Source organism: bacterium (assembly GCA_026129405.1).
GTDB lineage: Bacteria > Desulfobacterota > Binatia > DP-6 > DP-6 > JAHCID01.
Genome location: JAHCID010000001.1, coordinates 16,472 through 40,396, shown reverse-complemented (window position 1 = coordinate 40,396; position 23,925 = coordinate 16,472). Strand labels below are relative to the sequence as shown.

General features: G+C 69.9%; 21 protein-coding genes. 9 read left to right on the top strand and 12 right to left on the bottom strand.

All coding sequences use genetic code 11. From position 1 onward, the window contains the following. Nucleotides 1–43: 43 nt before the first annotated feature. Both KIT14_00175 and KIT14_00170 read right to left on the bottom strand, forming a co-directional pair. Nucleotides 44–1,381, bottom strand: coding sequence for a beta-ketoacyl-[acyl-carrier-protein] synthase family protein (locus KIT14_00175; GenBank protein MCW5888944.1), 1,338 nt, complete (start codon nt 1,379–1,381; stop codon nt 44–46). Nucleotides 1,382–1,528: 147 nt separating this feature from the next. Further along, complete coding sequence (locus tag KIT14_00170; protein MCW5888943.1) at nt 1,529–3,607, bottom strand: GAF domain-containing protein; 2,079 nt, start codon at nt 3,605–3,607, stop codon at nt 1,529–1,531. Between the two features lie 223 nt (nt 3,608–3,830). Between KIT14_00170 and KIT14_00165 the strand changes: the two genes are divergently transcribed. Both KIT14_00165 and KIT14_00160 read left to right on the top strand, forming a co-directional pair. Further along, the gene (locus KIT14_00165; GenBank protein ID MCW5888942.1) at nt 3,831–4,550 is read left to right on the top strand and encodes a GNAT family N-acetyltransferase; all 720 of its coding nucleotides are present in this window, start codon (nt 3,831–3,833) and stop codon (nt 4,548–4,550) included. A 1-nt stretch (nt 4,551) separates the two neighbouring features. Next, nucleotides 4,552–6,915, top strand: coding sequence for an MMPL family transporter (locus KIT14_00160; GenBank protein ID MCW5888941.1), 2,364 nt, complete (start codon nt 4,552–4,554; stop codon nt 6,913–6,915). A 131-nt stretch (nt 6,916–7,046) separates the two neighbouring features. Here KIT14_00160 and KIT14_00155 read toward each other — a convergent pair whose 3' ends face one another. Continuing rightward, the gene (locus KIT14_00155) at nt 7,047–7,811 is read right to left on the bottom strand and encodes a hypothetical protein (GenBank protein MCW5888940.1); all 765 of its coding nucleotides are present in this window, start codon (nt 7,809–7,811) and stop codon (nt 7,047–7,049) included. 227 nt (nt 7,812–8,038) lie between these two features. On the opposite strand from KIT14_00155, the gene KIT14_00150 reads away from it, so the two are divergent. From KIT14_00150 to KIT14_00120, 7 genes are all read left to right on the top strand, one after another. Continuing rightward, nucleotides 8,039–8,410 carry a helix-turn-helix transcriptional regulator gene (locus tag KIT14_00150; GenBank protein ID MCW5888939.1) on the top strand — a complete coding sequence of 124 codons (372 nt, stop codon included), beginning with the start codon at nt 8,039–8,041 and terminating at the stop codon, nt 8,408–8,410. Between the two features lie 41 nt (nt 8,411–8,451). Beyond that, on the top strand, nt 8,452–9,036 hold the full coding sequence (locus KIT14_00145; protein MCW5888938.1) for an ImmA/IrrE family metallo-endopeptidase: 585 nt from the start codon (nt 8,452–8,454) through the stop codon (nt 9,034–9,036). 794 nt (nt 9,037–9,830) lie between these two features. Next, nucleotides 9,831–10,802, top strand: coding sequence for a transposase (locus KIT14_00140; GenBank protein MCW5888937.1), 972 nt, complete (start codon nt 9,831–9,833; stop codon nt 10,800–10,802). A gap of 113 nt (nt 10,803–10,915) precedes the next feature. Continuing rightward, complete coding sequence (locus KIT14_00135; GenBank protein MCW5888936.1) at nt 10,916–11,896, top strand: hypothetical protein; 981 nt, start codon at nt 10,916–10,918, stop codon at nt 11,894–11,896. A 758-nt stretch (nt 11,897–12,654) separates the two neighbouring features. After that, nucleotides 12,655–13,599 carry an SDR family NAD(P)-dependent oxidoreductase gene (locus KIT14_00130; GenBank protein MCW5888935.1) on the top strand — a complete coding sequence of 315 codons (945 nt, stop codon included), beginning with the start codon at nt 12,655–12,657 and terminating at the stop codon, nt 13,597–13,599. A 2-nt stretch (nt 13,600–13,601) separates the two neighbouring features. Beyond that, complete coding sequence (locus tag KIT14_00125; protein MCW5888934.1) at nt 13,602–14,096, top strand: low molecular weight protein arginine phosphatase; 495 nt, start codon at nt 13,602–13,604, stop codon at nt 14,094–14,096. 3 nt (nt 14,097–14,099) lie between these two features. Beyond that, nucleotides 14,100–14,480 (top strand): hypothetical protein, encoded by a 381-nt coding sequence (locus tag KIT14_00120; GenBank protein ID MCW5888933.1) that lies wholly within the window; start codon nt 14,100–14,102, stop codon nt 14,478–14,480. A 77-nt stretch (nt 14,481–14,557) separates the two neighbouring features. On the opposite strand, the gene KIT14_00115 is transcribed toward KIT14_00120, so the two are convergent. From KIT14_00115 to KIT14_00075, 9 genes are all read right to left on the bottom strand, one after another. Further along, the gene (locus tag KIT14_00115; protein ID MCW5888932.1) at nt 14,558–15,280 is read right to left on the bottom strand and encodes a PadR family transcriptional regulator; all 723 of its coding nucleotides are present in this window, start codon (nt 15,278–15,280) and stop codon (nt 14,558–14,560) included. 34 nt (nt 15,281–15,314) lie between these two features. Further along, entirely contained in the window at nt 15,315–15,854 is a 540-nt protein-coding gene (locus tag KIT14_00110; protein MCW5888931.1) for a hypothetical protein, read from the bottom strand. 177 nt (nt 15,855–16,031) lie between these two features. Next, entirely contained in the window at nt 16,032–16,451 is a 420-nt protein-coding gene (locus tag KIT14_00105) for a hypothetical protein (GenBank protein ID MCW5888930.1), read from the bottom strand. Between the two features lie 5 nt (nt 16,452–16,456). Further along, nucleotides 16,457–17,746, bottom strand: coding sequence for a DUF1329 domain-containing protein (locus tag KIT14_00100; GenBank protein MCW5888929.1), 1,290 nt, complete (start codon nt 17,744–17,746; stop codon nt 16,457–16,459). Continuing rightward, nucleotides 17,743–18,339, bottom strand: coding sequence for a DUF4340 domain-containing protein (locus KIT14_00095; GenBank protein ID MCW5888928.1), 597 nt, complete (start codon nt 18,337–18,339; stop codon nt 17,743–17,745). The genes KIT14_00100 and KIT14_00095 overlap by 4 nt, the downstream gene beginning before the upstream one ends. Then, on the bottom strand, nt 18,336–19,685 hold the full coding sequence (locus KIT14_00090; protein MCW5888927.1) for a GldG family protein: 1,350 nt from the start codon (nt 19,683–19,685) through the stop codon (nt 18,336–18,338). The genes KIT14_00095 and KIT14_00090 overlap by 4 nt, the downstream gene beginning before the upstream one ends. Further along, a complete protein-coding gene (locus KIT14_00085) occupies nt 19,682–20,425 on the bottom strand; it encodes an ABC transporter permease subunit (protein MCW5888926.1) in 744 nt (247 codons plus the stop codon). Before KIT14_00085 ends, KIT14_00090 begins: the two co-directional genes overlap by 4 nt. Next, nucleotides 20,422–21,342 (bottom strand): ABC transporter ATP-binding protein, encoded by a 921-nt coding sequence (locus KIT14_00080; protein MCW5888925.1) that lies wholly within the window; start codon nt 21,340–21,342, stop codon nt 20,422–20,424. The genes KIT14_00085 and KIT14_00080 overlap by 4 nt, the downstream gene beginning before the upstream one ends. Further along, nucleotides 21,339–23,894 (bottom strand): MMPL family transporter, encoded by a 2,556-nt coding sequence (locus tag KIT14_00075; protein ID MCW5888924.1) that lies wholly within the window; start codon nt 23,892–23,894, stop codon nt 21,339–21,341. Before KIT14_00075 ends, KIT14_00080 begins: the two co-directional genes overlap by 4 nt. Between the last annotated feature and the right edge of the window lie 31 nt (nt 23,895–23,925).

The following is a 23,925-nucleotide window of genomic DNA, read 5'->3' as shown; positions in this document are numbered from 1 at the left end:
TGCCGGAGGGTCGGCGGCTCGCGGACCCTCCGGCACCGCAGGCTCAGGCGGCCTCGGCGCCGCCGAGCAGCAGCGAGGTCGTGTTGCCGCCGAAGGCGTGACTCTCGACCAGCGCCGTCCGTACGTCCTCGCAGCGGGAGCCGCCGTGCACGACGTCGAGCCCGCACGCCGGGTCGACCTGCTCGCAGTTGCGCGTGGCCGGGATCCGCCCCGTCGCGATGGTGCGCAGCGCGGTCGCCACCTGGAGGATGCCGGCCGCGGCCAGCGGATGGCCGAGCGCGCCCTTCACCGACATCACCGGCACGCGGCTGCGCCGCGGGCCGAGCAGCGTCGCGAGCCCGTGGGCCTCGGCGAGGTCGGTCATCTGGATGCCGGTCGCGTGCGCGCACACGAGGCCGACGTCGTCGACGGTGCGGCCCGCCTCCGCGAGCGCCTGGCGGCCCGCCGCCGCGAAGCCCTGGCCGGTCGGGTCGACGTCGCCGAGGAACGTGGGCCGCGCGCGGGCCACGCCGGCGCCGAGGATCGTCCCGAGGATGCGGGCGCCGCGGGCGCGGGCGTGCTCCTCGCTCTCGAGGACCAGCATGGCGCCGCCCTCGCCGAGAACGAAGCCGGCGCGCCGGCGATCGAAGGGTCGCGCCGCGCTCGCCGGCGCGTCGTTGTCCGCCGACAGCAGCCCGCAGCGAGCGAAGCCGGCGAAGAGGAGGGGCGTCAGGGGCGCGTCGGCGCCGCCGGCGACGGCGACGTCGATCGTGCCGCTGCGGATCGCGCGCGTCGCGTGCACGAGGGCGTCGAGCCCCGCCGGGCACTCGGTGGATACGGTGAGGATGGGGCCGACGATGCCCCAGTCGCTCGCCGCCAGCGCGGCGGCGGCGTGCGGCGAGGCGACGAGGGGGAAGGTCCGGCCGACCGAGCCCGGCCCGCGGCGCTGGAAGACCATCGACTGGGCTTCGTACAGCTCGGCCGCGCCCGATGCGGTGCCGAGGAAGAGCCCGGCGCGGGTCGACGCCAGCGCGCCGTCGGGCACGCGCGCGTCCTCGACCGCGAGCCGCGTCGCGGCGACCGCGAGCTGGCAGTAGCGGCCGCCGCCGCGGGCGCGCATGCCGGTCATGAAGTCGCGCGGCCGGAAGTCGGGGACCTGGGCGGCGATCTGGACGGCGTAGTCGCTGACGTCGAAGCTGCTGAGGGGGCGGACGGTCGAGCCGCCGTCGACCAGCGTCTTCCAGAGCGCGTCGATGCCGATGCCGCTGCTGGCGACGAGGCCGATCCCGGTGACGACGACGCGCCGGGACGCGGGCCGCGCCTCGCTGCGCGGCTGCTCGAAGCGGATCGCCGGGATCGTGTTCGGGTGGGGCGCGACGCTGGTGCCTTCGATGAACTGCATGGGATACTGCCGAGCAACCCTCATGCCGTCCTGCATGGGCGGTGCGACGTGGTGCGGCAGGGAACCCGGGTTCCGCTCCGCGCCGTTGCGGTCCCGGGGGTTCCCATTCGGCGGCGTGGGACGGGTGCGCCGGAGGCCGCGGCGAGATCAGGTGCCGGTGTCGCGGAGCACGAGATGCGCCGCCAGCGGGAACGTGATGCGGAACGCGCTGCCCCGGCCGACGTGGCTCTCGACGTCGATCTCGCCGCCGTGCTCGGTGACCATCTGGTGTACGAGCGGCAGGCCGAGTCCGGTACCGCTCTCCTTGGTGGTGAAGAAGGGCTCGAAGATCGTCTCCAGGTGCTCCGGTGGAATGCCGGGACCCTGGTCGCGGACCTCGAGCACGACCGTCGACGGCGTCGCGAGGTGGACGTCGAACTGCACCGCGCTGCCCGGGGGGCTGACCTCGATGGCGTTCAAGAGGAGGTTCAGCACGATCTGCTTCATCTGGTCGCTGTCGGCGAGCACCAGGGGCAGGTCGGGCGGCAACCGGGCGATCACCTCCACCTGGCGCTTGCGGGCGGTCGATTCCATCAGGCGCAGCACCGGCTCGAGCGTGGTCGCGAGCTCGATCGGCCGCCGTTCGGCGGTCTTCGACTTGCCGAGAGCGAGGAGGTCGCTGATGAGGTCGGTGACCCGCTTCAGCTCGCTCTGGCTGAGCTCGCGGAAGCGCGACACGAAGTCGGCATCGTCGAGCCGCTGCGGCAGCAGGTCGAGGAACGTCTTCACGGCGACCAGCGGGTTGCGGATCTCGTGCGCGATGCCCGCGGCGAGCATGCCGAGCGAGGACAGCTTGCTGGCGCGCTGGAGCACCACCTCCGAGCGGCGCAGCTCGCGCGACAGACGGCTGTTCTCCAGCGCCACGCTGGCGCCCGCGGCGACCGTCGCGATCAGCTGGAGATCCTCCGCCGACATCATGTTCTTCTCGCGGTTCTCGCCCAGGGCGAGCACGCCGATCAGCCGATCGTTGACCCGCAACGGCGCGAGCACCTCCCAGTAGTGCGCCGCGGCGTACGCGGCGGCCTCGGGGGAGGGGCCTTCGAGCTCGCCCGCGAGCACCGGGCCGTACGACGATTCGAGCGCCGCGACCAGGCTCGCGTCGAGCGGCTGCGGCGTGGTGGGCACCGGATGGGCCAGCAGCAGCTCGCTGCCGTCGGCCTCGCGGGCGAACACGTGGCAGTGCTCGAGCTCGAGGATCTCCGTCAGCGTGTCGCCGAGCCGGCGCAGGAGCTGCTGCTCGTCGAGCTCGTGTACGAGCGTGGTCGCGAACTGGCGCAGCCGGCGACGGTAGTCCCAGCGGTCCGGGAAGAAGGCGCGTTGGATGCGCGTTTCGAGGGCGCGCTGGAGCATCGGCACGAGGACTGCCGCGCAGAGCGCGAGCAACGCCGCCGCGGTGCCGATGCCGAGCGGATCCTCCGCGTGGAGATGCTGGCTCAGTCCGGCGACCGTGAGCGCTCCGGGCACGAGCACGACCGCCGCGGCGAGCGTGAAGCTCAGCACCTTGCGGACGACGAAGTCGACGTCCATCAGCCGGTGCCGCACGATCGCGTAGGCGAGGGCACCGGTGAAGAAGACGTTGCCGAGCTGCCCGAGCGGATACATCTCGACGCCGTAGAGCGGCAGCAGGTTCGTGAACGAGAACGGCACCTGCACGAGCGCGCCGAGGAAGAAGAGCTTCGCCTGCGCGCGCTGCCGGGCGGACTCGGGATGGAGGTAGCGCGCCCACATGACCCCGATGGTGAGCAGCATGTAGACGGCCACCACGACCGTCACGCCGGCGTAGGCAGGCAGGATGCGCGGGTACCAGCCCCAGACGTGCGGCTGGACGCCGGCGACGAGCTGACCCTGCAGGTTGACGAGCGAGAGTACTGCGGCGGAGAGGTAGCCGACGCCCAGCGCGGTGTCCCAGGCGCGACCCCGGAAGCCCGTGATGAGCACCGCCGTGTGGAAGCCGGCGACCGGCGCGAAGCACATCCCTACCCGTGCCAGCCGGCTCCACCACTCCGCGCGGGCGGGATCCTCGAAGAAGTAGAGCGCGAAGATGCCGAGGTCCCACGCCGCGATGGTGAGGGTCATGGCCGCGAACACCCAGGCCATGCGGTCGCGGCGGCGCCGCCACAGGACGGCCCCGCAGATGACGACGTTCGCCACGGCGGCGAGCAGCGGAACGAGCCAGTCGTAGCGCATCCGGACGCCTCGATTCTGTGGGTCGCCCGCCGGACTCACAAGCCGGTGGCGGCCCTTCTCACGGCGTTCCGGACTGACGGGAAACGTCCGGATGGGCCCCAGAGGGCCCTGGGAACGGTGGTGGGAACCGCGGTTCCTGCCCCGCAAGTACCGAAAAGCATGCGGGGACGGCTGCATGGCCCGCGGCACAGGCGTTGCACAGGCAGATGGCCTGGAGGGTCACATGCAGTCCGGTCCGGTCCAACTCCCGCCCAGCGACGCCCCCGAGGACGAGGCTTTCAAGCGCGGTCTCCTCTCCGGGTACCGCTTCTCCCTCTGCTCGACGCCGGAGGCGATCTCCCGCGCGATCGACGTCCGCCGCCGGGTCTACGTCCACGGCAACGGCTACGACGTGCCGGTACCCGACGCCTACGATCCCCGCTCCTGGTTCCTCCTCGCGGAGGACGTCGAGACCGGGACCGCCTGCGGCACCGTCCGGCTCACGCCGCGCCGCGCCGGGCCGCTCGAGTGCGAAGAGTACTTTCGGCTGCCGCTGCCGCTGCGCAACGCGGGCGCGGTCGAGATCACGCGCTTCGCGATCCTCCCCGAGTACCGCAAGGGCAAGACGTTCCTCCCGGTCGTGTCGCTCGGCCTCTTCAATCTCGTGAAGCAGGTCATCGACCGCATCGACGCCCGCAACCTCGTCATCTGCGCCAAGCCCGAGCGCGTGTGGACGTACGAGTGGATGCGCTTCCAGCGCACCGGCCTCAGCGCGCGCTACGAGAAGCTCGCGGGCGGGGAGCACGAGCTGCTCTACTTCGACCTGCGGCGGGTCGCGGCCGACCTGGCGGATCATCCGTTCCGCCCGTTCCTCGTCGGCGAGGCGTTCCCGGAGTCGCAGCTGGCGGAGATCCTGCCCGAGCTCGGCTTCCCGGCGCCCGAGCGGCTCTGCGTGGGGGCGTGAAATGACGCGGCTCGAGCGTCTGGCGCGATGGGTGGTGCGGCGGCGGCTTCTCGTCCTCGGCACCCTCTGCGCGATCACGCTCGGGCTCGGTGTCGCGGCCACGCGTCTGCACGTCGAGGTCGACCCCGACGCGCAGCTGCCCCAGGGGCATCCCTACGTCGAGACGCTCGACCGCGTGCACACGCTGTTCGGCGACAAGAACCTCGTCGTCGTCGGGCTGTTCCCGCACGACGGGCAGGTCTTCACGCCGGCGTTCCTCCACAAGCTGGCACGGGTCACGGAGAAGCTCCGTCACGTGCCGGGGGCCAACCCGGCGCTGATCCAGAGCCTCGCCGCGCCGCAGGTGAAGGCGATCGGCGGCAACGCCGACGGGCTGGTCGTCGAAGCGGTGATGCCGGAGCCGCCGACGGACGCGGCGGGCGCCGCCGCCGTGCGCGCCCGGGCGTTCGCCAACGACGCCTGGATCGGCACGCTCGTGGCCGCCGACGGGTCCGCGGCCGCGGTGCAGGCGAGCTTCGAGCTGACGCCGGCAACGCCCGGCTATCGGCAGCTCGACGCCGCCGTGCGCGCGGCCATCGCGAGCGAGGACGACGGCACCTTCACGTGGCGCTTGTCCGGTCCGGTCGCCTTCCTGTCGCAGCTGAGCGCCTACTCGAGCCGCATGGCCTACCTGTTCCCGCTGGCGCTGCTCGTCATCGGGCTGGTCCACTACGAGGCCTTCCGCACGCTCCAGGCGCTCGTCCTGCCGCTCGCGACCGGGCTCCTCTCGGTGCTGTGGGCGCTCGGCCTCATGGGCCTCGCCGGGGTGGCGCTGGATCCCTTCAACACCACCACGCCGGTCCTCATCCTCGCGGTCGCCGCCGGGCATGCCGTGCAGGTCCTGAAGCGCTTCTACGAGGAGTACGACCGCTGCGGCGACGTCGAGACGGCGGTGGTGGCGTCGCTGCGCACCGTCGGTCCGGTGATGCTCGCCGCCGGTGCGGTCGCGGCGTTGTCCTTCGCGTCGCTGGTGACGTTCGGGACGGCGAGCATCCGCACGTTCGGTATCTTCACGGCGTTCGGCATCGTGTCGGCGCTCGTGATCGAGGCGACGCTGATCCCCGCAGTGCGCGCGATGCTGCCGGCTCCCGCGCGGCGTGAGCGTGAGCGCGAGGCGGCGGCGCACCCGATCCTCGATCGGCTGCTCGGCGGGGTTGCGGCGCTGGCGACGCGTCGGCCGTGGCGCGTGCTCGGCGCCGCCGGTCTCCTCGTCGCCCTCTGCGGGCTCGCCGCCAGTCGGCTCGCGGTCGACATGAGCGTGAAGCGCCAGTTCCGCGAAGGCGAGGCCGTGCGCGTCGACGACGCCGCACTGAACGACGCCTTCGCCGGCACGAGCACGCTGATCCTGCTGCTCGACGGCGGCCGCGACGGCGGGCTCGAGGAGCCGGGCGTGCTCGCCGGGCTGTGGAAGCTCCAGGGTAAGCTGGCGGCGGCGCCCGGGGTCGGTAAGGTGACGTCCTACGTCGATTTCGTGCGGCGCATGCACCTGGCGCTGAACGCCGATCGCGCCGACGCCGGTGAGCTGCCGGCGTCGCGCGAGCTGGTCGCCCAGTACCTCTTCCTCTACGGCCTCTCGGGCGGCGCCGACGACTTCGACGTCATCCTCGATCCGACCCATCGCTGGGCGAAGGTGCGGCTGCTCGTCCGCGACGACAGCACGCACGCCGGCGAGGCACTGATCGCGCGCGCGGCCGCGCTGGCAGCGACGCACCTGCCCCCGGGGGTCGACGTCGCGTTCACCGGCACCATCGCGTCGATCGCCGCGTCGACGGAGGTGATGGTGCACGGGAAGCTGCGCAACATCCTCCAGATCGCCGCCATCACGGTGGCCGTGTCGGCGCTGCTCCTGCGCTCGTTCCTGGCGGGGCTGCTCGTCGTGGTGCCGCTCGCGCTGACGGTGGCCGTGAACTTCGGCGTCATGGGATTGCTCCGGGTGCCGCTCGACGGCATCACGGCCACGATCTCGGCGATGGCGGTCGGCATCGGCGCCGACTACGCCATGTACCTCCTCTTCCGCGTGCGCGAGGAGCGCGCGACGAGCGGCGATCTCGCCACCGCGCTGCGCCGCGCGCTCGACACCTCGGGCAAGGCCGTCTGCTTCGTCGCCTCGGCCATCGCCGTCGGCTACGCGACGCTCTGCCTGTCGGGGTTCGCGCTCCACGTGGAGCTGGGGGCGCTGGTGGCGCTGGCGATGCTGGTGTCGGCGGCGAGCGCGCTGGTCGTGCTGCCGGCCCTGCTCACGGTCCTGCGACCGGCCTTCGTCGAGGCCGGCGCCGGCGCGCGGCCGGTCGTGGCGGCACCGGAGGCGGTCGCGGCGCACGCCTGATCCAGCCGGCGGCGCGCCGGCGCCGGAGCCCGTCCGGGAAGACGTGCCGCCCCCGGCTCGTTCCCTCCCCAAGGATTTCTCGGACGGGCTCCGGCGCCGGCGCGCCGCCAGCCGGATCAGGCGATCACTCCTCAGCCGGACGTGTTCGGGCAGCAGTCGAACCGCGGCCCGTGCTCGGTCCCGAGCTTGCCGTCGGGATCCCGCACCATCACCTGCACGTCGCGGCAATCCCAGCGCACCGTGACCTCGTAGCGCCGCTCGCCGCGCTGGCGGACGTCGGTGGTCGTGGTGCCGCGGCGTTGGCGCAGCGTCTCGCAGTCGATGGTCGCGAGGACCTCCGCGGCGACGCCGTGCGCCTCCGGCGAGAACGTCCGCGCATCCATGCGGGCCAGCTGGAGGAACAGCCACAGGCAGCCGACGATCAGCAGCACCGGGACGCCGGTGACGAGGCGCGCGAGGAGCGGCCGGGTCTCGCGCATGGGCCGCCACCAGGTCTCCGTCAGCACGAAGGCGCTGAAGACGTTGAAAGCACCGCGGCCGAGGAAGACGAACGCGAACATGCCGATCTTGAACGCCGACCCCCACTCGAAGAGCAGGTAGACGTAGCGCGCCGGGCTGACGACCATCCACGCCGGCCCGATGTACGTGAAGGTGACGAGGAAGAAGAGGCCGGCCGCGGCCCGGGCGAAGGCGATCGCGGGCAGGGCCCGGGCATCGGTGAGGTAGGCCCGCAGGTACCAGGCGTGCAGGGCGACGTAGCCGAGCACGAAGAGCGGCTGGTCTCCGTAATGCTGCCGGTAGGTGGGGTCGAGGACCCAGGACCCGAGCACGGCGAGGGCGCTGGCGAGCGTCGCCACCAGCCCCAGCGCGTTCATCCAGCGGACGGCGCGACGCATGCGGCGCCCTCTTATCGAAGCCGACTGCGGCCGCCTAGCGGGCGCCGCCGGTGGTGCCCGGTGATGTCCGTCTTTGAGCGCGAGTGTCCGCGTTTGAGCGCGCGAGTGTCCTAAGTCTGGGGGGCTAGGCACCTGTCCTGTTCAGCGCCCATCACTCTTGACGGCGGGGACTTCAGCCGCTAAGCTTAACGTGAATCACCGTCCGATGCGGGCGGAGGGAGGAAATCATGGCGGAGAAGTTCGGTGAACTGCTTCGCAGGTGGCGAACGAAGGCGGATCGAACGATGGGGGACCTGGCGGAGCACCTCGGGGTCTCGGTCGCATACATCTCGGACGTCGAGCGCGGGAACCGCGCGCCGCTCACGGCTGATCGGCTGGCGCGGGCCGTGGCGTTCCTGAACATCGCGGATCCGAACCCGCTCTACATGGCGGCCGCGGATTCTAAGGGGGCTTTCGAGCTGGACGTGGCGGATGTCAGCCCGACCGCAAGGGAGGTGGGGGCCGCGCTGATGCGTGGCTGGCCCGACTTGTCTGACGATGATCTGGAGCTGATCCGCAACGTCCTACAGGGCCGCGGGCGGCGGGGAGGGAAGCCGTGACTCGTGGACTTCAGGCCGACCGTGGGCTCGGGTACGTCGAGGTGGAGCGGGCCGCCCGCTTCGCGCGATCGGTGATCCTCAAGGGGGTGTCGCCCACGCAGCAGTTCCCGGATGTGCGCGCGTTCGAGAGGCTCGACGATCACTACATCAAGGCTTCCGGGCGGCCGGTTCGCCTCGACTACGCGGTGAACCCGCTGCCTCCCGGAGTCGAAGCGCTCGCGGTGTATGACGAAGGTCGCGATCGTCTGCTGGTGGCCGTGTCGCCCGAAACATACCGCGGGCTACAGGCCGGCTATCCGCGAGCGCGCTTCTGTCTCTGTCACGAGATCGGCCATGCCTGCCTGCATGGTGAGCAGCTCGTCCGGCTGGGGCGAATCCCTCACCAGCGGGCCGTCAGCATGCTGCGAGGCAAGGCGGAGCATCCTCGGTATCGGGACACCGAATGGCAGGCGAACGCCTTCGCGGGCGCACTCTTGATGCCTGCCGTCGGCCTGGCCGAGCTGGAGAGCGCCGGCGGCGTCTTGACCGCGTCACGCCTCCAGCGTGTCTATGGCGTTTCGGCGCACGCGGCGCAGATCCGTTTGCAGGTCTTCACGCAGCGGCGTCGTGAGCTGCTCGCGGCGTAGTCGAGCTAGATCGAATTCGCGAACGAGGTACGCACTGACGATACGATAAAATGAAACGGCCGAGGCGACGGTAGGACGTCGACCCGGCCGCGGAGCCTGGTACAGAAGGCCCTCTTGCTAACCGCCTTCTTAACCCCTCGGGGCCTCCGTCACAAGCACCCCCGCGTCCAGGGCGGTGATGCGGAAAGGAGGCCCCACATGGCCAAGCGCATCCGCGTACCCCCCGGGTACCGCCTGATATTCCGCCCCTGGCGCCGGACTCGCAGCGGCAAGATCGTGTACCCGAAGAACGGGCGCGTCTTCCCGATGCTCGTGCGGAACTAACCCTCAACCAGCCCGGGCCAGCTTCATCGGCCCGGGCATCTTCACGGCGGCGGAGGTGGGCGGTGCGGTATCTCGACCGCGCGATAATACCCTAGCCGGGCTTCTGCCCGGCCTCACGAAGCCCGAGCGAGCGGAGCCAGGCGGAAACGTCGAGGCCCGCTCGCTCGGCGGCTTCGACCATGACGCGCTTCTGCTCGGCCGTGACCCGCAGCCGGATCACGTCCTCTTTCCGTTGCGCCTTCGCCTTCCGGCGTTTCATCACGCGGCCTAGTGTAGCGACATCAGGCCGTCTCGTAAAGGACTTGACGACGTGCCTACAATGTGGCTACATTATGTCCCGTGACGCAGTAACGAAAACGGCCCCGCCCCCGGCGGCAACCGGAGACGGGGCCTAGAACACCGGACGGGTTGCCCCACCCAGCGCTCCACAACGACAGGATGGGCCCCGAGCCGGAGAGGCGCAAGGGCTCATGAACATCCTCCCGTTTGAAAAGCAGGTTCAGGTGATCGCGGCGTTGACCGAGGGGTGCAGCATCCGGGCGACGGAGCGACTGACGGACGTTCACCGCGACACGATCATGCGGCTCGGTGTCCGCGTCGGCGAAGGCTGCGCCCGCCTCCACGGCGCGATGATGCGCAACCTTCAGGTGAGCCTCATTGAGATGGACGAGCAGTGGGCGTTCATCGGCAAGAAGCAGAAGCGCGTGAAGATCGACGACGCGCCCGACATGGGAGATTGCTACGTGTGGGTCGCGCTCGACGCCACGACGAAGGCCGTTCTCTCGTACGTCGTTGGCAAGCGCACCGGCCGCGAGGCGCTCGCTATCGCGACCGACCTGCGGGCGCGCATCCTGAACCGACCGCAGATCACGGCGGATGGCTTCGGCCCCTATGTCGGCGCGATCGACTATGCGTTCGGGCGCGATGTCGACTTCGCGCAGATCGTGAAGGACTACGCGGCCGTCACCGGGAACGATGCCGCGCATCGCTACTCCCCGGGAGAGGTTATAGCCACGACCAAGACGGTTGTGTGCGGAAACCCCGACCCGACGAAGATCAGCACGAGCTACGTCGAGAGGTTCAACCTGAGCACGCGCATGCACATGCGCCGCTTCACACGCCTCACGTCGGGCTTCTCGCGGAAGCTGGAGAACCACCAGGCCGCGATCAGCCTGCACTTCGCCTTCTACAACTTCGTGCGTGTCCACGAGACGCTGCGCGTGACGCCTGCGATGGCTCTGGGCGTGACGGATCACGTGTGGACGATCGGGGAGCTGGTGCACGCCGCGCTGTCTGCGCCTGAGCCGTCGCCGCTGCCGGGGCCCGGTCAGCAGACGCTTCCGGGACTCACCGCGGCGCAGGCCAAGGGTGAGACTCGCGGCAGCTACCGCGGTCCCCGCGGCCCACGAAAGCTGCGCCTCATACCCGGAGGGCGCAGCTAGGCGGGGGGTTGCATTTCGCACTTCAAGTCGAATACGCCTGGTATCTATGTTTGGCCACAAGCACTACGTGCCTATTCTGAAGGGGAAGCGCGCGGAGTTTCCGGCTTCGCGACGTGGCCGATCACGAGTGGCTAACGCCGATCGTGGAAGTCATCCCTGGCTCCGAAGCGGCGTTCGTCCCTGAGCAGATGGGGAAGAGTTGGCGTTCGGAGCGCCCGTACTTCATCGACGGGCTCTTCCTGGACGACGAGGACTGGCCCGACGACGACGCCGAGGAACATCCGATCTTTGAGTGCTTCCAGGAAGTAGCCAGCCGCCAGCAGGCAGCTATTCCCATCACCGGGACCGGCCGATCCGAAGCCTACCAGGAGGCAGTTGCGACTATCGCGAGGGATCAGGGTCGCGGGTGCGGCCTAAGACTCGTGCGAGACGACTTCGATGACGAGGACGAGCTGGAGGCGATCGTTGCGGCTTTGCTGGAGCGCGTGGGGCTAGATGCGCCGAGCGTCGATGTGTTCATTGATCTCGGCAGCGTCGCAGGAGAGCGGTCCGCAGCGGTCACGAGCATTATGCGCGCGACCCTCGATCTGGTCCCGCGCGTCAGCGAGTGGCGGACCTTGACGGTTCTCTCGGGTGCATTCCCGCTCGGCCTCGGGCCGCTCGTGAGCGGCACCTGGAACGCGGCGGACCGATCGGATTGGGGTGGTTGGCGGCGGGTTGTGTCCCGGCCGGATCGCGTCCCGCGCCTGCCGTCATACGGCGACTACGGGATAGGCCATCCCGATCTGCCACCCACGGGGCGCGCTACGATTCTCGCCCAACTGCGCTACTCGATCGACACGCAGTTCATGATCTGGAAGGGCGGCAACGTCTTTAAGCAGGCGCAGGGCTACGGACAGTTCCTGGCGATCTGTCGAAACCTGATCCGGCAGCAGTGGTACGATGGCCGGACGTTCAGCGCTGCGGACGCGGAGATATACGAGAAAGCAACCGTCGGCGGTTCTCCTGGAAACGCTGAGACTTGGCGGCGGATCGGGCTGAACCATCACCTCGAAAAGGTGAGGGCCCAGCTCGCCAGTCTCCCCGTGCCTTGAGCCTCGCCCGAACAAGCTCTCGGAGGATCGGCACGGGGACCTGATCGGCAAGGCGTCCCCAGAGCGCCCAGCGAGTCGTGGAGCGCAAGTCCTGGGCGAGGTTGAGGCTCGCCAGGATCGCCAGTGCTTCATCACGCCAGAGCAGTCGCGCGAGAGCCAGCGGGCGGACTTTCGGGTTCGGCTTTGCGTGGCGGATAACCCGGAACGTGATGGCACCCTCCGCCGTCACCGCTGCTTCCTGAATGCCCCACCACCGAGGGGTCGACTTGCGCAGTTGGGGGACGTGCGAAGGTGAGGCCACGACCCACACGTGGTCGAGGGTCTGACTGTAGATCGACCGCTGGCCCGGTAGCCGATCGAGCGTGTCCCGTTCGCTCTTGATCTCGTAGCCTGAGAGCGAACCGTTCACGACCGCGAGGTCAACCCGCGCCTCGCCCTGGCACAGGCCCAGTTCCTCCAGGATCAGGCTGTCGTCGTCCGCGTGCTGGTCGCGCAGCCACCCGAGCAGCGCGACGCGAATGTCGCGGTCACGCACGGGTGGTCGTGCGGTCTGGCGTCGGCATCCGGTTCCCTCCCGAGCCACAGAGTCACCCCTGCGCTCGCGGGCGCCAATACAGAAAATTTGGCCCAGGTGCGAGTGGCCGGTTTTCACCGGCGGGGTGTCCTAATCCGGCCATCACCCGGTGCCCGGTCGCCTTGACAAGGCGAAGCGGCCTGGGGCAAACGACCCGGATTGTCCACATTTCAAAGGAGGCGTTCTGATGCTTCTCGAAGGTAAGGTCGCAGTCATCACCGGAGCGGGCCGGGGCCTCGGTCGTGAAGAGGCGCTGCTCATGGCCAAGCTCGGCGCGAAGGTCGTCGTCAACGACCTCGGCGCGCACTTCGACGGCACCGGCGCCCCCACCGGCTCCCCCGCGCAGGAGGTCGTCGCGGAGATCAAGAAGAACGGCGGCGAGGCCGTCGCCAACGGCGACAGCGTCACCGACTTCAACGCCGCCAAGCGCATCATCGAGTGCGCGATCGACACCTTCGGCAAGGTGAACATCGTCGTCAACAACGCCGGCATCCTTCGCGACCGCATGATCTTCAACATGGACGAGGAGAGCTGGGACGCGGTCGTCGCGGTGCACCTGAAGGGCACGTTCGCGATGTCGCGCCATGCCTGCGAGTACTGGCGCGAGGAGCACAAGAAGGGGAACATCCTGAACGGCCGCATCATCAACACGGCCTCGGATGCGGGCCTCCTCGGCAACGTCGGCCAGTCGAACTACGGCGCCTGCAAGGCCGCCGTCGCGGTCATGGCCATCATCATCGGCCAGGAGATGAAGAAGTACGGCGTCACGGCGAACGCGATCGCGCCCGTCGCCCGTACCCGCCTCACGACCGATGCCACCCCGTCGACCGCCGGCCTCCTCGGCGGCGAGGTGAAGCCGGGCGACTTCGACGCCTGGGGTCCGCAGAACGTCGCGCCGCTCGTCGCCTGGCTCGGCAGCGACGACGCCGCCGGGTGCAACGGTCAGGTCTTCCGCGTCGCCGGTCGCAACGTGTGGCCGATGAAGGGCTGGCACTCCGCCGGCAAGGTGCAGAACTCCGAGCTCGCCACCTGGGACGCCGCCAAGCTCGGCACGGCGCTCAAGGCGGAGCTCGCCAAGGGCAACACCAAGGCCGAGTCGATGGCCGACATCTTCATGGGCGGCATGTGACCATGACGGCACCCGCCGGCCCCGCGCGCCGGCGGGTGCTCATCGTCTGTCACGCCAACACGAGCCGCAGCATCATCGCCGAGGCGCTGCTGCTGCGCATGGTTCGCGAGCGCGGCCTGGATCATCGGCTCGAGGTCGGCTCGGGAGGCATCGCTCCCTATGCCCGCGACGGCAGCCTGGTCTCGCTGGATGCCAAGTTCGTGCTGCGCGAAGTGGGCATCCCGGACCCGCCGAAGCCGGGGGCGACCGACCTCAAGCGCAACACCCATCTGATCGCCGCCGCCGACGTCATCCTGGTCATGACGGACGAGCAGCGGCGCATGCTGGCCGCGTTCCCCGAGGCCGAGGGCAAGCGCGTCTTGACCCTTCGCGAGTTGGGTGGCACCTCGGGCGACATCGCCGACCCCGCCATGCAGAGCGACGACGTCTTCCGCCAGTGCCGGATCGACATCGCCGAGTGTCTCGAGCGTGGGCTGGATCGCCTGCTGGAGGATTGAGGGATGCTCGGGCTCTTCAAGAAAACCCCCAAGCTCGAGGCCACGTTCACGCCGACCCTCGCGGTTGCCCGCGAGCTCAAGAAGGAGGTCGAGGTGAACGGGGAGCTGGTGGTGCGGAACGTGGGCAAGGACGTCGAGCTCACCGACCTCGAGGTCGTGCTGATCGCCGGCGGCACACGGCGGATCGACATCGATCTGCCAGCGGGCTGGAGCGGGGCGAAGAAGATCCCGGCCGGGGGGGAGCTGCGTGCCACCGTCGCCTGGAAGGTCGCGCTCGCGGCACCGTGGCGCGCGCCCCTCGCCGCCATCCAGGTGCAGACGAAGGCGGGCGGGAAGATCACGCCGCTCGCGCTCAGCCCGCGCTTTCCGGTCGCGAACGAGTAGCGCGTCCCGCCGCGAGGCGCGCGACCGAGGCTGCCGGGCGGCAGCGTCGAGTCGCACCCCCGGGACGCGGGCGCCGGTCAGCCGACGCCCGCGCGCGGGTAGAGGAGGGACGAAGAAGCGGTGGCGGGGTGGGACCGCTCACCGCGCGGGCGCGGTGCCGTGGTGATGCAATCGGGCACCGGCGCGACTTCGCCGAGCCAGGTCTCGTAGGCGTCGCGGAGCTCGTCCACGAGGGCCAGGTCGGCCGTGACGTGGCGCAGCCGACGTCCCAGAAGGATCGGCAGCACCGGAAAGCGATCGGGATGCTCGGCGGCCGCCGCCTGGGCGGCGGTGCGTGCCTGCTCGAGCTGCTTCGCGCGGCGACAGAGCTCGTCCGTCCAGCGGTCGAGCAGGCGCCGGGCGACGTCGGGGCTCACCTCGGCGAGGAACAGGATGCGTGAGGAGAGCTGGTCCTCGGACGCCGTGTGCGTCGGCGGCGTGTTGGTGTCGGCGAACCACTCGTCGAAGCTCGCCGCCCCCGTCGGCGTGATCGCGTAGGGCGCCTGTCGGGCATCGGCGCCGTCCGCACGCTCGACGGTGCGGACCCAGCCCTCCGTGACCAGGCGCTGGAGCTCCCGGTAGAAATTCCCGGTGCTCACCTGCACGCCCACCTGGTCGCGGTAGGCCTTCATGAGTGCGTACCCGTGACGGGGCTTGCCGTCGCGAAGAAGTCCGAGAACGACGTAGCGAAACACAGTGACTCCCGAGTTAAGGACGCCGGCCTCTGGCGACAATGAACTCAGAAAATCGCTGCCGGGCATCCATTCGCGCGCGACGCCCGTAGGACGTGGCGGTTCAGGGCGTTCGCGACGGCGTGCGCCATGCCTCCCAGGCACGGCGCAGCTCGGCGAGCGTCGCGAGATCGGCCGCCACGCGCTCGAGCAGGCGCTCGAGCAGGGCCGGACGCACGGCGATCTCCTGCGCGGAGGATGCGGCGTCGGCGACCGCGGCCGTTCGTGCGCGCTCGAGCGTGCGGGCGCGCTCCCAGAGCTCGCGCTCCCAACGCCCCAGTAGCTGCGCTGCATCGGCCGGGGACACCTCGCCGAGCAGCAGCAGGCGCGACGTCACGCGCTCGTCGTCGTCCTCGTCGATGGCCGCTGGTGCGGTGAGCCAGATGTCGAAGGCCGCGGCGCCGTCGGCACCGAGACGATACGCCGGGGCCGCGGCGCCGCCGGCGACGTCGAGCACGCCCTTGGCCACGAGGTGCCTCAGCTCGGCATGGAGCGCCTCCCGATCCGGCGTTACGCCCGTCCGCTCCCGATACGCCGTGGCGATTCCGTCCTGGGACCGCGCCACACCGTCACGCAACAAACCGATCACCAGCCAACGATGCACGCGCTCGGCTAACAACGGGCGCGGGAGGCTGTCAACGCACTGCACTACCACGCATGTATCGCTGCGGTGCAGCGACCGGGGCGTCGGGGCACGCCGGACCGCGGATCGTGACGCGGCGGCGTGACAGGCACGCCGCGCGCACCACAGCGACTCGATGCGAGGCGCCGAGCGACGCGCCTACGGCTCGGGCGGGGCGTCGACGACCGCGACCCGGTACGTCGCGAAGGGCGGGGTCTCTTCGGCGAGGAAGGAGCCGCGGAAGCGCTGTGTGGTGCCGGGGGCGAAGGGCTTCAGCTTGCCGGTCTTCGCCGCGTCCTCGGGCTTCACCTCGGGGACGCTCAGGATCTCGGCCGTCTCGTTGTAGGCGTCGGTCGAGGCGACGACCTTGCCGTGGTCGTCGAGGGCGTCGATGCGCAGCTTCACCCAGCGCACCGCCGCGGAGCCGTCGTTCTCGAGCGTGCCGACGACGTTGTAGAACTTCGCGCCGTAGCCCGACTCCCACTTCCCGCCGTGCTCGAGCACCTTCACCGCCGGCGCCCCCGCTGCGACGGTGGTCGCAGCGAGGAGCGCCAGCAGGAAGGCGGGGAAGCGGGGCATCCCGCTCAGTCGGTGAGGCGTGTGAGCGTGCGGAGCGAGAAGTAGTTCGGATCCCACTTCCGCTCGACGAACGAGGACTGATAGCGACCGCCCAGCGCGGCGCGGTTCGTCTTGTCGTTCACGCCGATGACCAGGTTCGGGTAGACGGCGGAGAACGTCTCGCCGTCCTTCACGAAGTGGTAGCCGCAGGCGGCGGTGTAGAAGTACTCGCCGGCGCGATTGTGCACGAGCTTCCAGTAGATGCGGTAGATGTCCTTGTCGAAGTACATGATGACCTTGCCGAAGTTGTAGTACGGGTCACTCGACTGTCCTTCGATGATCCACACCGGTCGCGGCACGAAGACGAGATTGTCCTGGATCCACCACGGCGCACCCTTGCTGCCGGGCTTCTCGTAACCCGCCTGCATGTAGGGCGTGTTGATGGTGAAGCGGGACGGTCCCGCGGGCGTCATCGGGAACGGCTCGGGGCGCAGCACCGGCGCGAGGATGGTGCCCTCGCCGACGAGCTTCCACTGATAGTACTCGATCTTCCCGGCGTAGCAGTTGAGGTCGTCGGAGAAGATGTCGAGGCCCGCGACCGGATCGGAGCGCGAGGCGGCGTTCACGCGGCGCGCGCGGCGGGTCGACGGCACGTAGGCCCAGATCGCGTCCTGGCTCTCCCAGTCCCAATAGCGCTTCGTGAGCGTCGAGACGCCCTCGACGTCGATCGGCTCGATGGCGGCGCCGATCGCCTGGCCGGCGAGATTCTCGGGGTTGTTCTCGATCTTGCCGTCGATGCGGCCCTGATAGCCCATCGCATGGATGAACGCCTTGACCTTGCGGAACTCGCCGCCGGTGTCGACGCCGTTCAGGCTGAACGTCGCGCCGCCGCCGCCGCCCTGCGAGCCGGCGAAGGCGAAGTTCTGCGCGATCTTGCAGGCGACCTCGGGGTCGTTCTTGTCGATCTTCGGGAACGGCAGGCCGATCAGGAAGTCCGGGATCTTGCCCGTCTCCTTGTCGCGCAGGCCGCAATTGGGACCGAGGTCGTACTTGCCTTCGTTGGACGCCGTCTGATCCCAGAACTTCTTCGCGTAGTTGTTCTTGTATGCGACGGGGTCGACCGGGACGACCTTGAACCAGTACTGGCCGTCCTGGAGGCGCTTCAGCACGGGCTCCGGCAGCAGGTCCTTGCCCTCCTGCCAGTTGTTCGCGTCGAGGATCCACGGCTTGTCGTCGGCCGCGCCCGGCGACACGGCCGCAGCGACGATGCCGAGCGCCGCGACGAGCGCGAGCGGAAAGCGGGCCGTTCTCTTCATGGGACCTCCCTGCGGATCGGGGACTCGGGTGGGGACCCTCGTTCGCCCGTTTCTCCTGCGGTTGTCAAGGTTTCCGGGATGGGTTCCGCGTCGCGCAGCTTGCGCAGCTCCCAGTGCAGCAATGCGCCGACGAGGAGGACCTCGCTCGTGCCCTCGCGTCGCACGTAGACGCCGGTCCAGGCCGGATTCCGCTTGCCGAGGTCGAGACGAAGCACGGCCTCGCCATCGGCTCCGAGGACCTCCAGGCGCGACGCGTCGGCACCAAGACCGTACTCGCCTAGCGTGGTGGTATCCGCGGAGACGACCGCGACGGGCCGAAGCGTCGTGAGGGCCTCCAAGAGGTCCCCCGGCGCGTTCGATCGCCACGGGCGCCCCGCGACGTCGATCCAGCCGCCGGGCGCGCGCACGAGAATGAGACGCCTGCCGCGATCGACCCATTCGAGCCGCGTCACCGACGACGGCGCTGCCGCGAGTAGCGGCGGTGCATCGATTGCCGGCGCGCCCGGCGGCGGCGCGCTGCGCTCGCCGATCCACACGAGCGCCAGCAGCACGACGAGCACGGCGACGAGCCCGAGCGTGCCGCGCACCGTCATGCGCGTGCTCCGCGACGCACCGCGACGAGGCCGCCGAGCGCGAACAACAGCGCCGGACCCGCGACCGCGACCCAGAAGACGATGCGCGCCTCGCGCGCCGTGAGCGCGAGCCCGGAGAACACGCCCTCCGCCGCGGGCCGGCGTCGCGGCGCGGTGACGAGCTCGTCGCGCGCCGTGAGGCTCGCCAGCAGGCCGAGCAGGTCCCGGTTGCCGAGCACGCTCAGGTGCAGGTTGGTCATGAAGTCGGCGTCGCCGAGGACGACGAGGCGTCCCGGCGGCGCGTCGCCGCGCTCGACGGTGACGACGGCGCCCACCGGCAGCGGTCCGCGGCGGTCGACGCCGGGACGGAACGGCGCCACGCCGCCCCCGGTGCGCTTGTCGACGTCGGCCCAGGTCTGCTCGCCCGTGACCGCCAGGTACTCGCTGCGCATGCCGGGCACGTCGGCCAGTCGCAGCGACTGCGCGAGCGGCAGCAGGGCCTCGGCCGCCGGCTCGCGCGGCACGAGCTGCTGGTTCAGATAGGCGATGCGCGCCGCGAGCCCGTCCGTGCCGAAGAGGCGCGCCTGGTCGTCGACGACGAGGTCGTTCCCGAGCTCCACGCCGAAGCGCCGCAGCAGCCCGTCGATGGACGGCGGCGTGCCCGGATCGGCGAAGACGAGCAGATGCCCGCCGTCCTTCACCCAGGCGGCGAGCGCGTCGACCTCGGGCGGGCGCAGGTCGCGCGTTGCGCCGGCGAGCACGACGAGATCGGCGTCGGCCGGGATGCCGGCAGCGCCCGTCAGCCGCTCGACGCGGAAGCCCTCGGCCGCGAGCGCGCGTGCGGCCTCGCCGGCGCCCAGACGGTCGTCCGTGTTGCGGATGTCGCGCTCGCCGTGGCCGCCGACGAAATAGGCGGTGAGCGTCGGCATGCCCGCCACCTCGAGGAGGGCGGCGGTGACGTTGTCCTCGTTCACGAGGTCGATCTGCGTGCGGCGGACGCCGGACTCGCGCGGCGCTTCGACCACCGCGACGTTGTAGTCGCTCACCCCGAGGCGCTCGGCGGCGCCCGGGCTGCGATCGAGATCGAGCATGTGGAGGCGGACGCGCGGCGAGGCGTCGCGGTAGAGCGTCAGCAGGTCGGACATCGCGCGCCGGATCGCACCCTCCTGGCTCGAGTAGAAGACCGTGATGTCGACGGGCGCCTTCAGGCGCTCGAGCACGTCGCGGGTGTAGGGCGACAGCGTGAAGCTGCGCTCCGGGGTCAGGTCGAGACGCGAGGGATTGCGCACGGCGAGGAAGAGGACGCAGGCGAGGATCGCGAGCAGCGTCGCCGTCTGCACCACGAGGAGGACGACCGCGCGCCTCATATGGTGCCCCGCCAGGCGCGGGCGCCGAGCGCGCGATGCGCGAGGAAGGCGAACAGGACGGTGACGGCGAGGAGGTAGGTGACGTCGCGGACGTCGATCACGCCCTGCGCGAAGCCGTAGAAGCGGTCGAAGAGCGAGCAGAAAACGAGGATCGGCGCGACCGCGTCCGGCAGCGCGGCCTCGTTCCAGGTCGCGAACCAGGAGAACACGAGAACGCCGTACGCCAGCATCGCGGCCACCACCTGGTTCTCCGTGATCGCCGACGCGGCCAGGCCGACGGCGATGAACGCGAGCCCGAGGAGCAGCATGCCGGTGTAGCCGGCGAGCACCGGGCCGAGCGCGAACGGGTGCAGCGACCAGAGCGCGAGCGGGCCGGCAAGGGTCGCGGCGAGCATCGTCACATAGACGATGGCGGCGGCCGCGAACTTCCCCGCCAGCACGTCGCGGTCGCGCACCGGGAGCGTCCAGAGGAGCTCCAGGGTCCCGAGCTTCCGCTCCTCGGCCAGCAGTCGCATGGTGAGCAGCGGCACCACGAGCAGGGCCACCAGCCGGAAGTCGAGGAAGACGTAGCGCCACAGGCCGGCCGGCAGGTTGCTGCCGCCGAACAGGACGAAGAATGCCAGGTCGGCCCAGAAGAAGTACCCGCAGAGCAGCGTGAAGACGGCGGCGAGCACCCAGGCCAGCGACCCGCCGAAGAGCGACGCCAGCTCGCGCCGGCAGATGCGCCACGCGACCGTCACGCCGTCAGGGCGAGGAACGCCTCCTCCAGAGAGGGCTCGATCGGCACGAGGCCGTACAGCGGCCATCCGGCGCCGGCGATCGCCTCCGCGATCGCCGGGCGGGGATCGCCGCCCGGCTCGAGCTCGACGCGACAGCGCGCCGGCCCGGGCCCCGGCGCGAGCGGCGTCACCGTACGGACGCCGGCGATCGCGCCCAGCGCTGCCGCGAGCGCCTCACGCGGGGCGCCGGCCTCGACCTCGACGATCGTCGTCGAGCGCAGGCGGGCGGCGAGGTGCGCCGGCGTGTCGGTGGCGAGCACGTGCCCGCGATGCAGGATGACGACGCGGTCGCAGAGAGCCTCGACGTCGGCCAGCAGATGGCTCGACACGAAGACGGCGTGATCGGCGCCGAGGCGGCGGATGAGGGCGCGGGCGTCGGCCGCCTGCGCGGGGTCGAGGCCCGCCGTGGGCTCGTCGAGCAGGAGCGCGGGCGGATCGCCGACGAGCGCCGTCGCGAGGCCTACGCGCTGGCGGTAGCCGCGCGACAGGGTGCCGATACGCCGTGCGCGCACCTCGCCGAGGCCCGTGTCGTCGAGGACGCGTGCCACCGCCGCCCGGACGTCGCCGCCGGCGCGCAGCCCGCCCACGAACGCCAGCTGCGCTTCGACGGTCATGTCGGCGTGCAGGGCCGGGCGCTCGGGCGCGTAGCCGAGCTGCCGGCGTGCGCCGAGCGGATCGTGGGCGAGGTCACAGCCCGCGACGACGGCCTGCCCGCTCGTCGGCGGGAAGACGCCCGCCAGGATGCGCAGCGTGGTCGTCTTGCCCGCGCCGTTGGGGCCGAGGAACCCGCACACCTCGCCCCGCGCGACCGCGAGCGACACGTTCTCGATGGCGGTGCGGCCGCCGAAGCGCTTGGTGAGTGCCCGGGCTTCGATCACCCGACCGCGAGTCGTGCGGAGGGCTCGGCGTCGGCTTTGGGCCCGCGCTTCGTGAGGAAGCGGGGCTTCAGCACCTTGATCCACGCCGGCACCAGCACGAGCCCCCCGAAGGTGTTGAACGCCATGAGCAGCGCCAGGAGGAAGCCCATCTCGGCCTGGAACTTCAAGTCCGAGAACCACCAGAACAACGAGCCGACGATCATCGTGCTCGCCGTGAAGATGATGGCCTTGCCGGTGGTCGCGGTCGCGCCGTCGACGGCGTCGTCGAGGCTCTGCCCCTCGTCGGCGAGGTCGATCATGCGACTGAAGTGATAGATGCCGTAATCGACCCCGACGCCGGCGCCCACCGCCGCAACCGGCAGCGAGTTCACGTTGAGGTCGATCTGCATGAGGTACATGAACGCTTCGGTCGCGAACTGGGCCATCAGCACGGGGATCATCAAGATGATCGTTCCGACCAGCGTGCCGTAGGTGAAGAAGAGGAACAACGCGACGGCGCACATGACCAGCGCCAGCGTCGTCCAGTAGGAGTCCTCCACCGCCTCGTTCACCGCCGCGAGCACGCCGAACAGGCCGCCCGCGAAGAGGAACTTCACCCCGCCGTCGCTGTGCTGCGCCGCCCATTCCTGGCCGGTGTTGATGGCGTTCATGATGATGTCGTGGGAGTAGCCGTGGAAGAGCGTGACCACGGTGCCGTAGCGCATGTCGGCGGAGAGGAAGCGGTCGAGGTCGCCGGCGCCGCCCGTCTGCGTGAACTGGTAGAAGAGCTCGGCGATGTACTTCTGCTTGTCGGGGATGAACGCCCACTTGGGCTCGCCCTCGTGGAAGAGCCGCGAGAGCTGCTTGATGATGTCGATCACGGTGACCGACGCGCCCGCGCCTTCCGCCGACTCCATGTGGTCGGCGAACTCCTCCATCGTCGTGAGCGGCTCGACGTTCTTCATGCCGTCGGGCTTGCCGGTGTCGGCGATGACGACCAGCTGGTTCGCGCCCAAGAACTTCTCGTTCAGCTTCGCGTAGGCGATGTTGTATGGATGGTCGGCGAAGAGCAGCGCCGCACCCGGCGTCATGTCGGCCACCTTCAGCTGCCAGCCGTAGTACGGACAGACGATGAAGAGGGCGATGGTGAGGCCGACGCCCGCCCACTTTCGCCACCCGGCGCTCGCCGCGATGATCGCGTCGGTGAGGCCCTGGTATATCTGCTCGTGGCGCAGGTACAGCGCCGCGGCGATGAGGCACATGACGATGGTCTTCGTCGTGCCGAGGAGATCGTGTGCCGCCTGGAGCGAGACGTACGCGAACGCGACGAAGCCGAGCGCCAGCGTCGCCTTGCCGAGCCAGCGCGCCCACGCCGGAAACGAGCTCGGCGCGCCCGGCGGGTTCGTCGCCGAGAGGATGATCGGGTGCAGCGTGACGACGCTGATCAGGATGGAGAAGATCCAGAAGCACGAGAACAGCGCGACCTTCTGGATGAGCGGGATCGGCGCCATCGTGACGAGGAAGATGCCCGCGGCGTCGTTCAGGATCGACGCGATCGCCGGCGGGAACAGGTGCGAGTACGACTCGACGATCGCCGTGTGCTTGTCGTGGGTGCGGTGGTACTCCTCGTGATACCGGTCCATCGACTGCACGGAGTGCGACAGCGCTCGGGCCGAAAGGAAGACGGGCACCACGAGGATGAGCGGATCGAGATTCAGCCCGAGCAGCGGCACGAGGCCGAGCGCCCAGATGCCGGAAAGGATGCCCGAGAACATGGGCACCCAGACCCCCGGCCACGATCGGAAGTAGTTCCAGAGCAGGAACGTCAGCGCCGCGCAGGTGATGATGAACACCTGCTGCACCTCGGGGATGTAGCGCAGGATCGACGTCTGCAACCACGGGAAGCCGGTGATGTAGACGGTATGGTGGTCGTCCTCGACGAGCTGCTTCAGCTCCATCATCCGGTCGTAGAGGTAGCCGGCGTCGACGTCCTCCTCCCAGAAGCCGGCATGCACGAGGGCCGCGCTGTCGTCTTCGGCGACGTAGATGCCGCGGATCCCCTTCGTCGCGTAGACCGCGAACTTCACGCGGTCGGCGTCCTCCTGGGTTTTCGGGACCCCGGGGTAGTAGACCTCGCGCACCTGGATCGCGCCCTGCACGGTCGTGATGCTCTTCATCTTCGCGTGCGCGATCGAGGTGATCTGGTAGGGCACGACGCCCTTGGTCTCGACGATCCAGCGCGTCATCTGATCGAGCTTCTGGAGCGTCGTCGGGTTGTAGATGTCGCCGTCCTTCACCTCGAGAATGGTCGTCAGCACGTTGGCGCTGCCGAACATCCGCCGGAAGTCGTTGTAGATGTTGATGTAGGGATGCCCCTGCCGCAGCGTCACTTCCTTGCCGAAGAGCGAGATCTTCGTGGCGCTGGGGTAGAAGTCGATGAAGTTGGCGATGATCTTGATGCGCGTACATTCGTACGTGAAGAAGACGGTCATCACCGCGATCGCCAGCGTCACGAGCAGGCGGTTCCGCAGTAGGAACCGCAGGTAGCTCTCGACCCATCGCTTCGGGATCATTCAGGTGCCTCGCGCTGCCGGCTCATGAGGA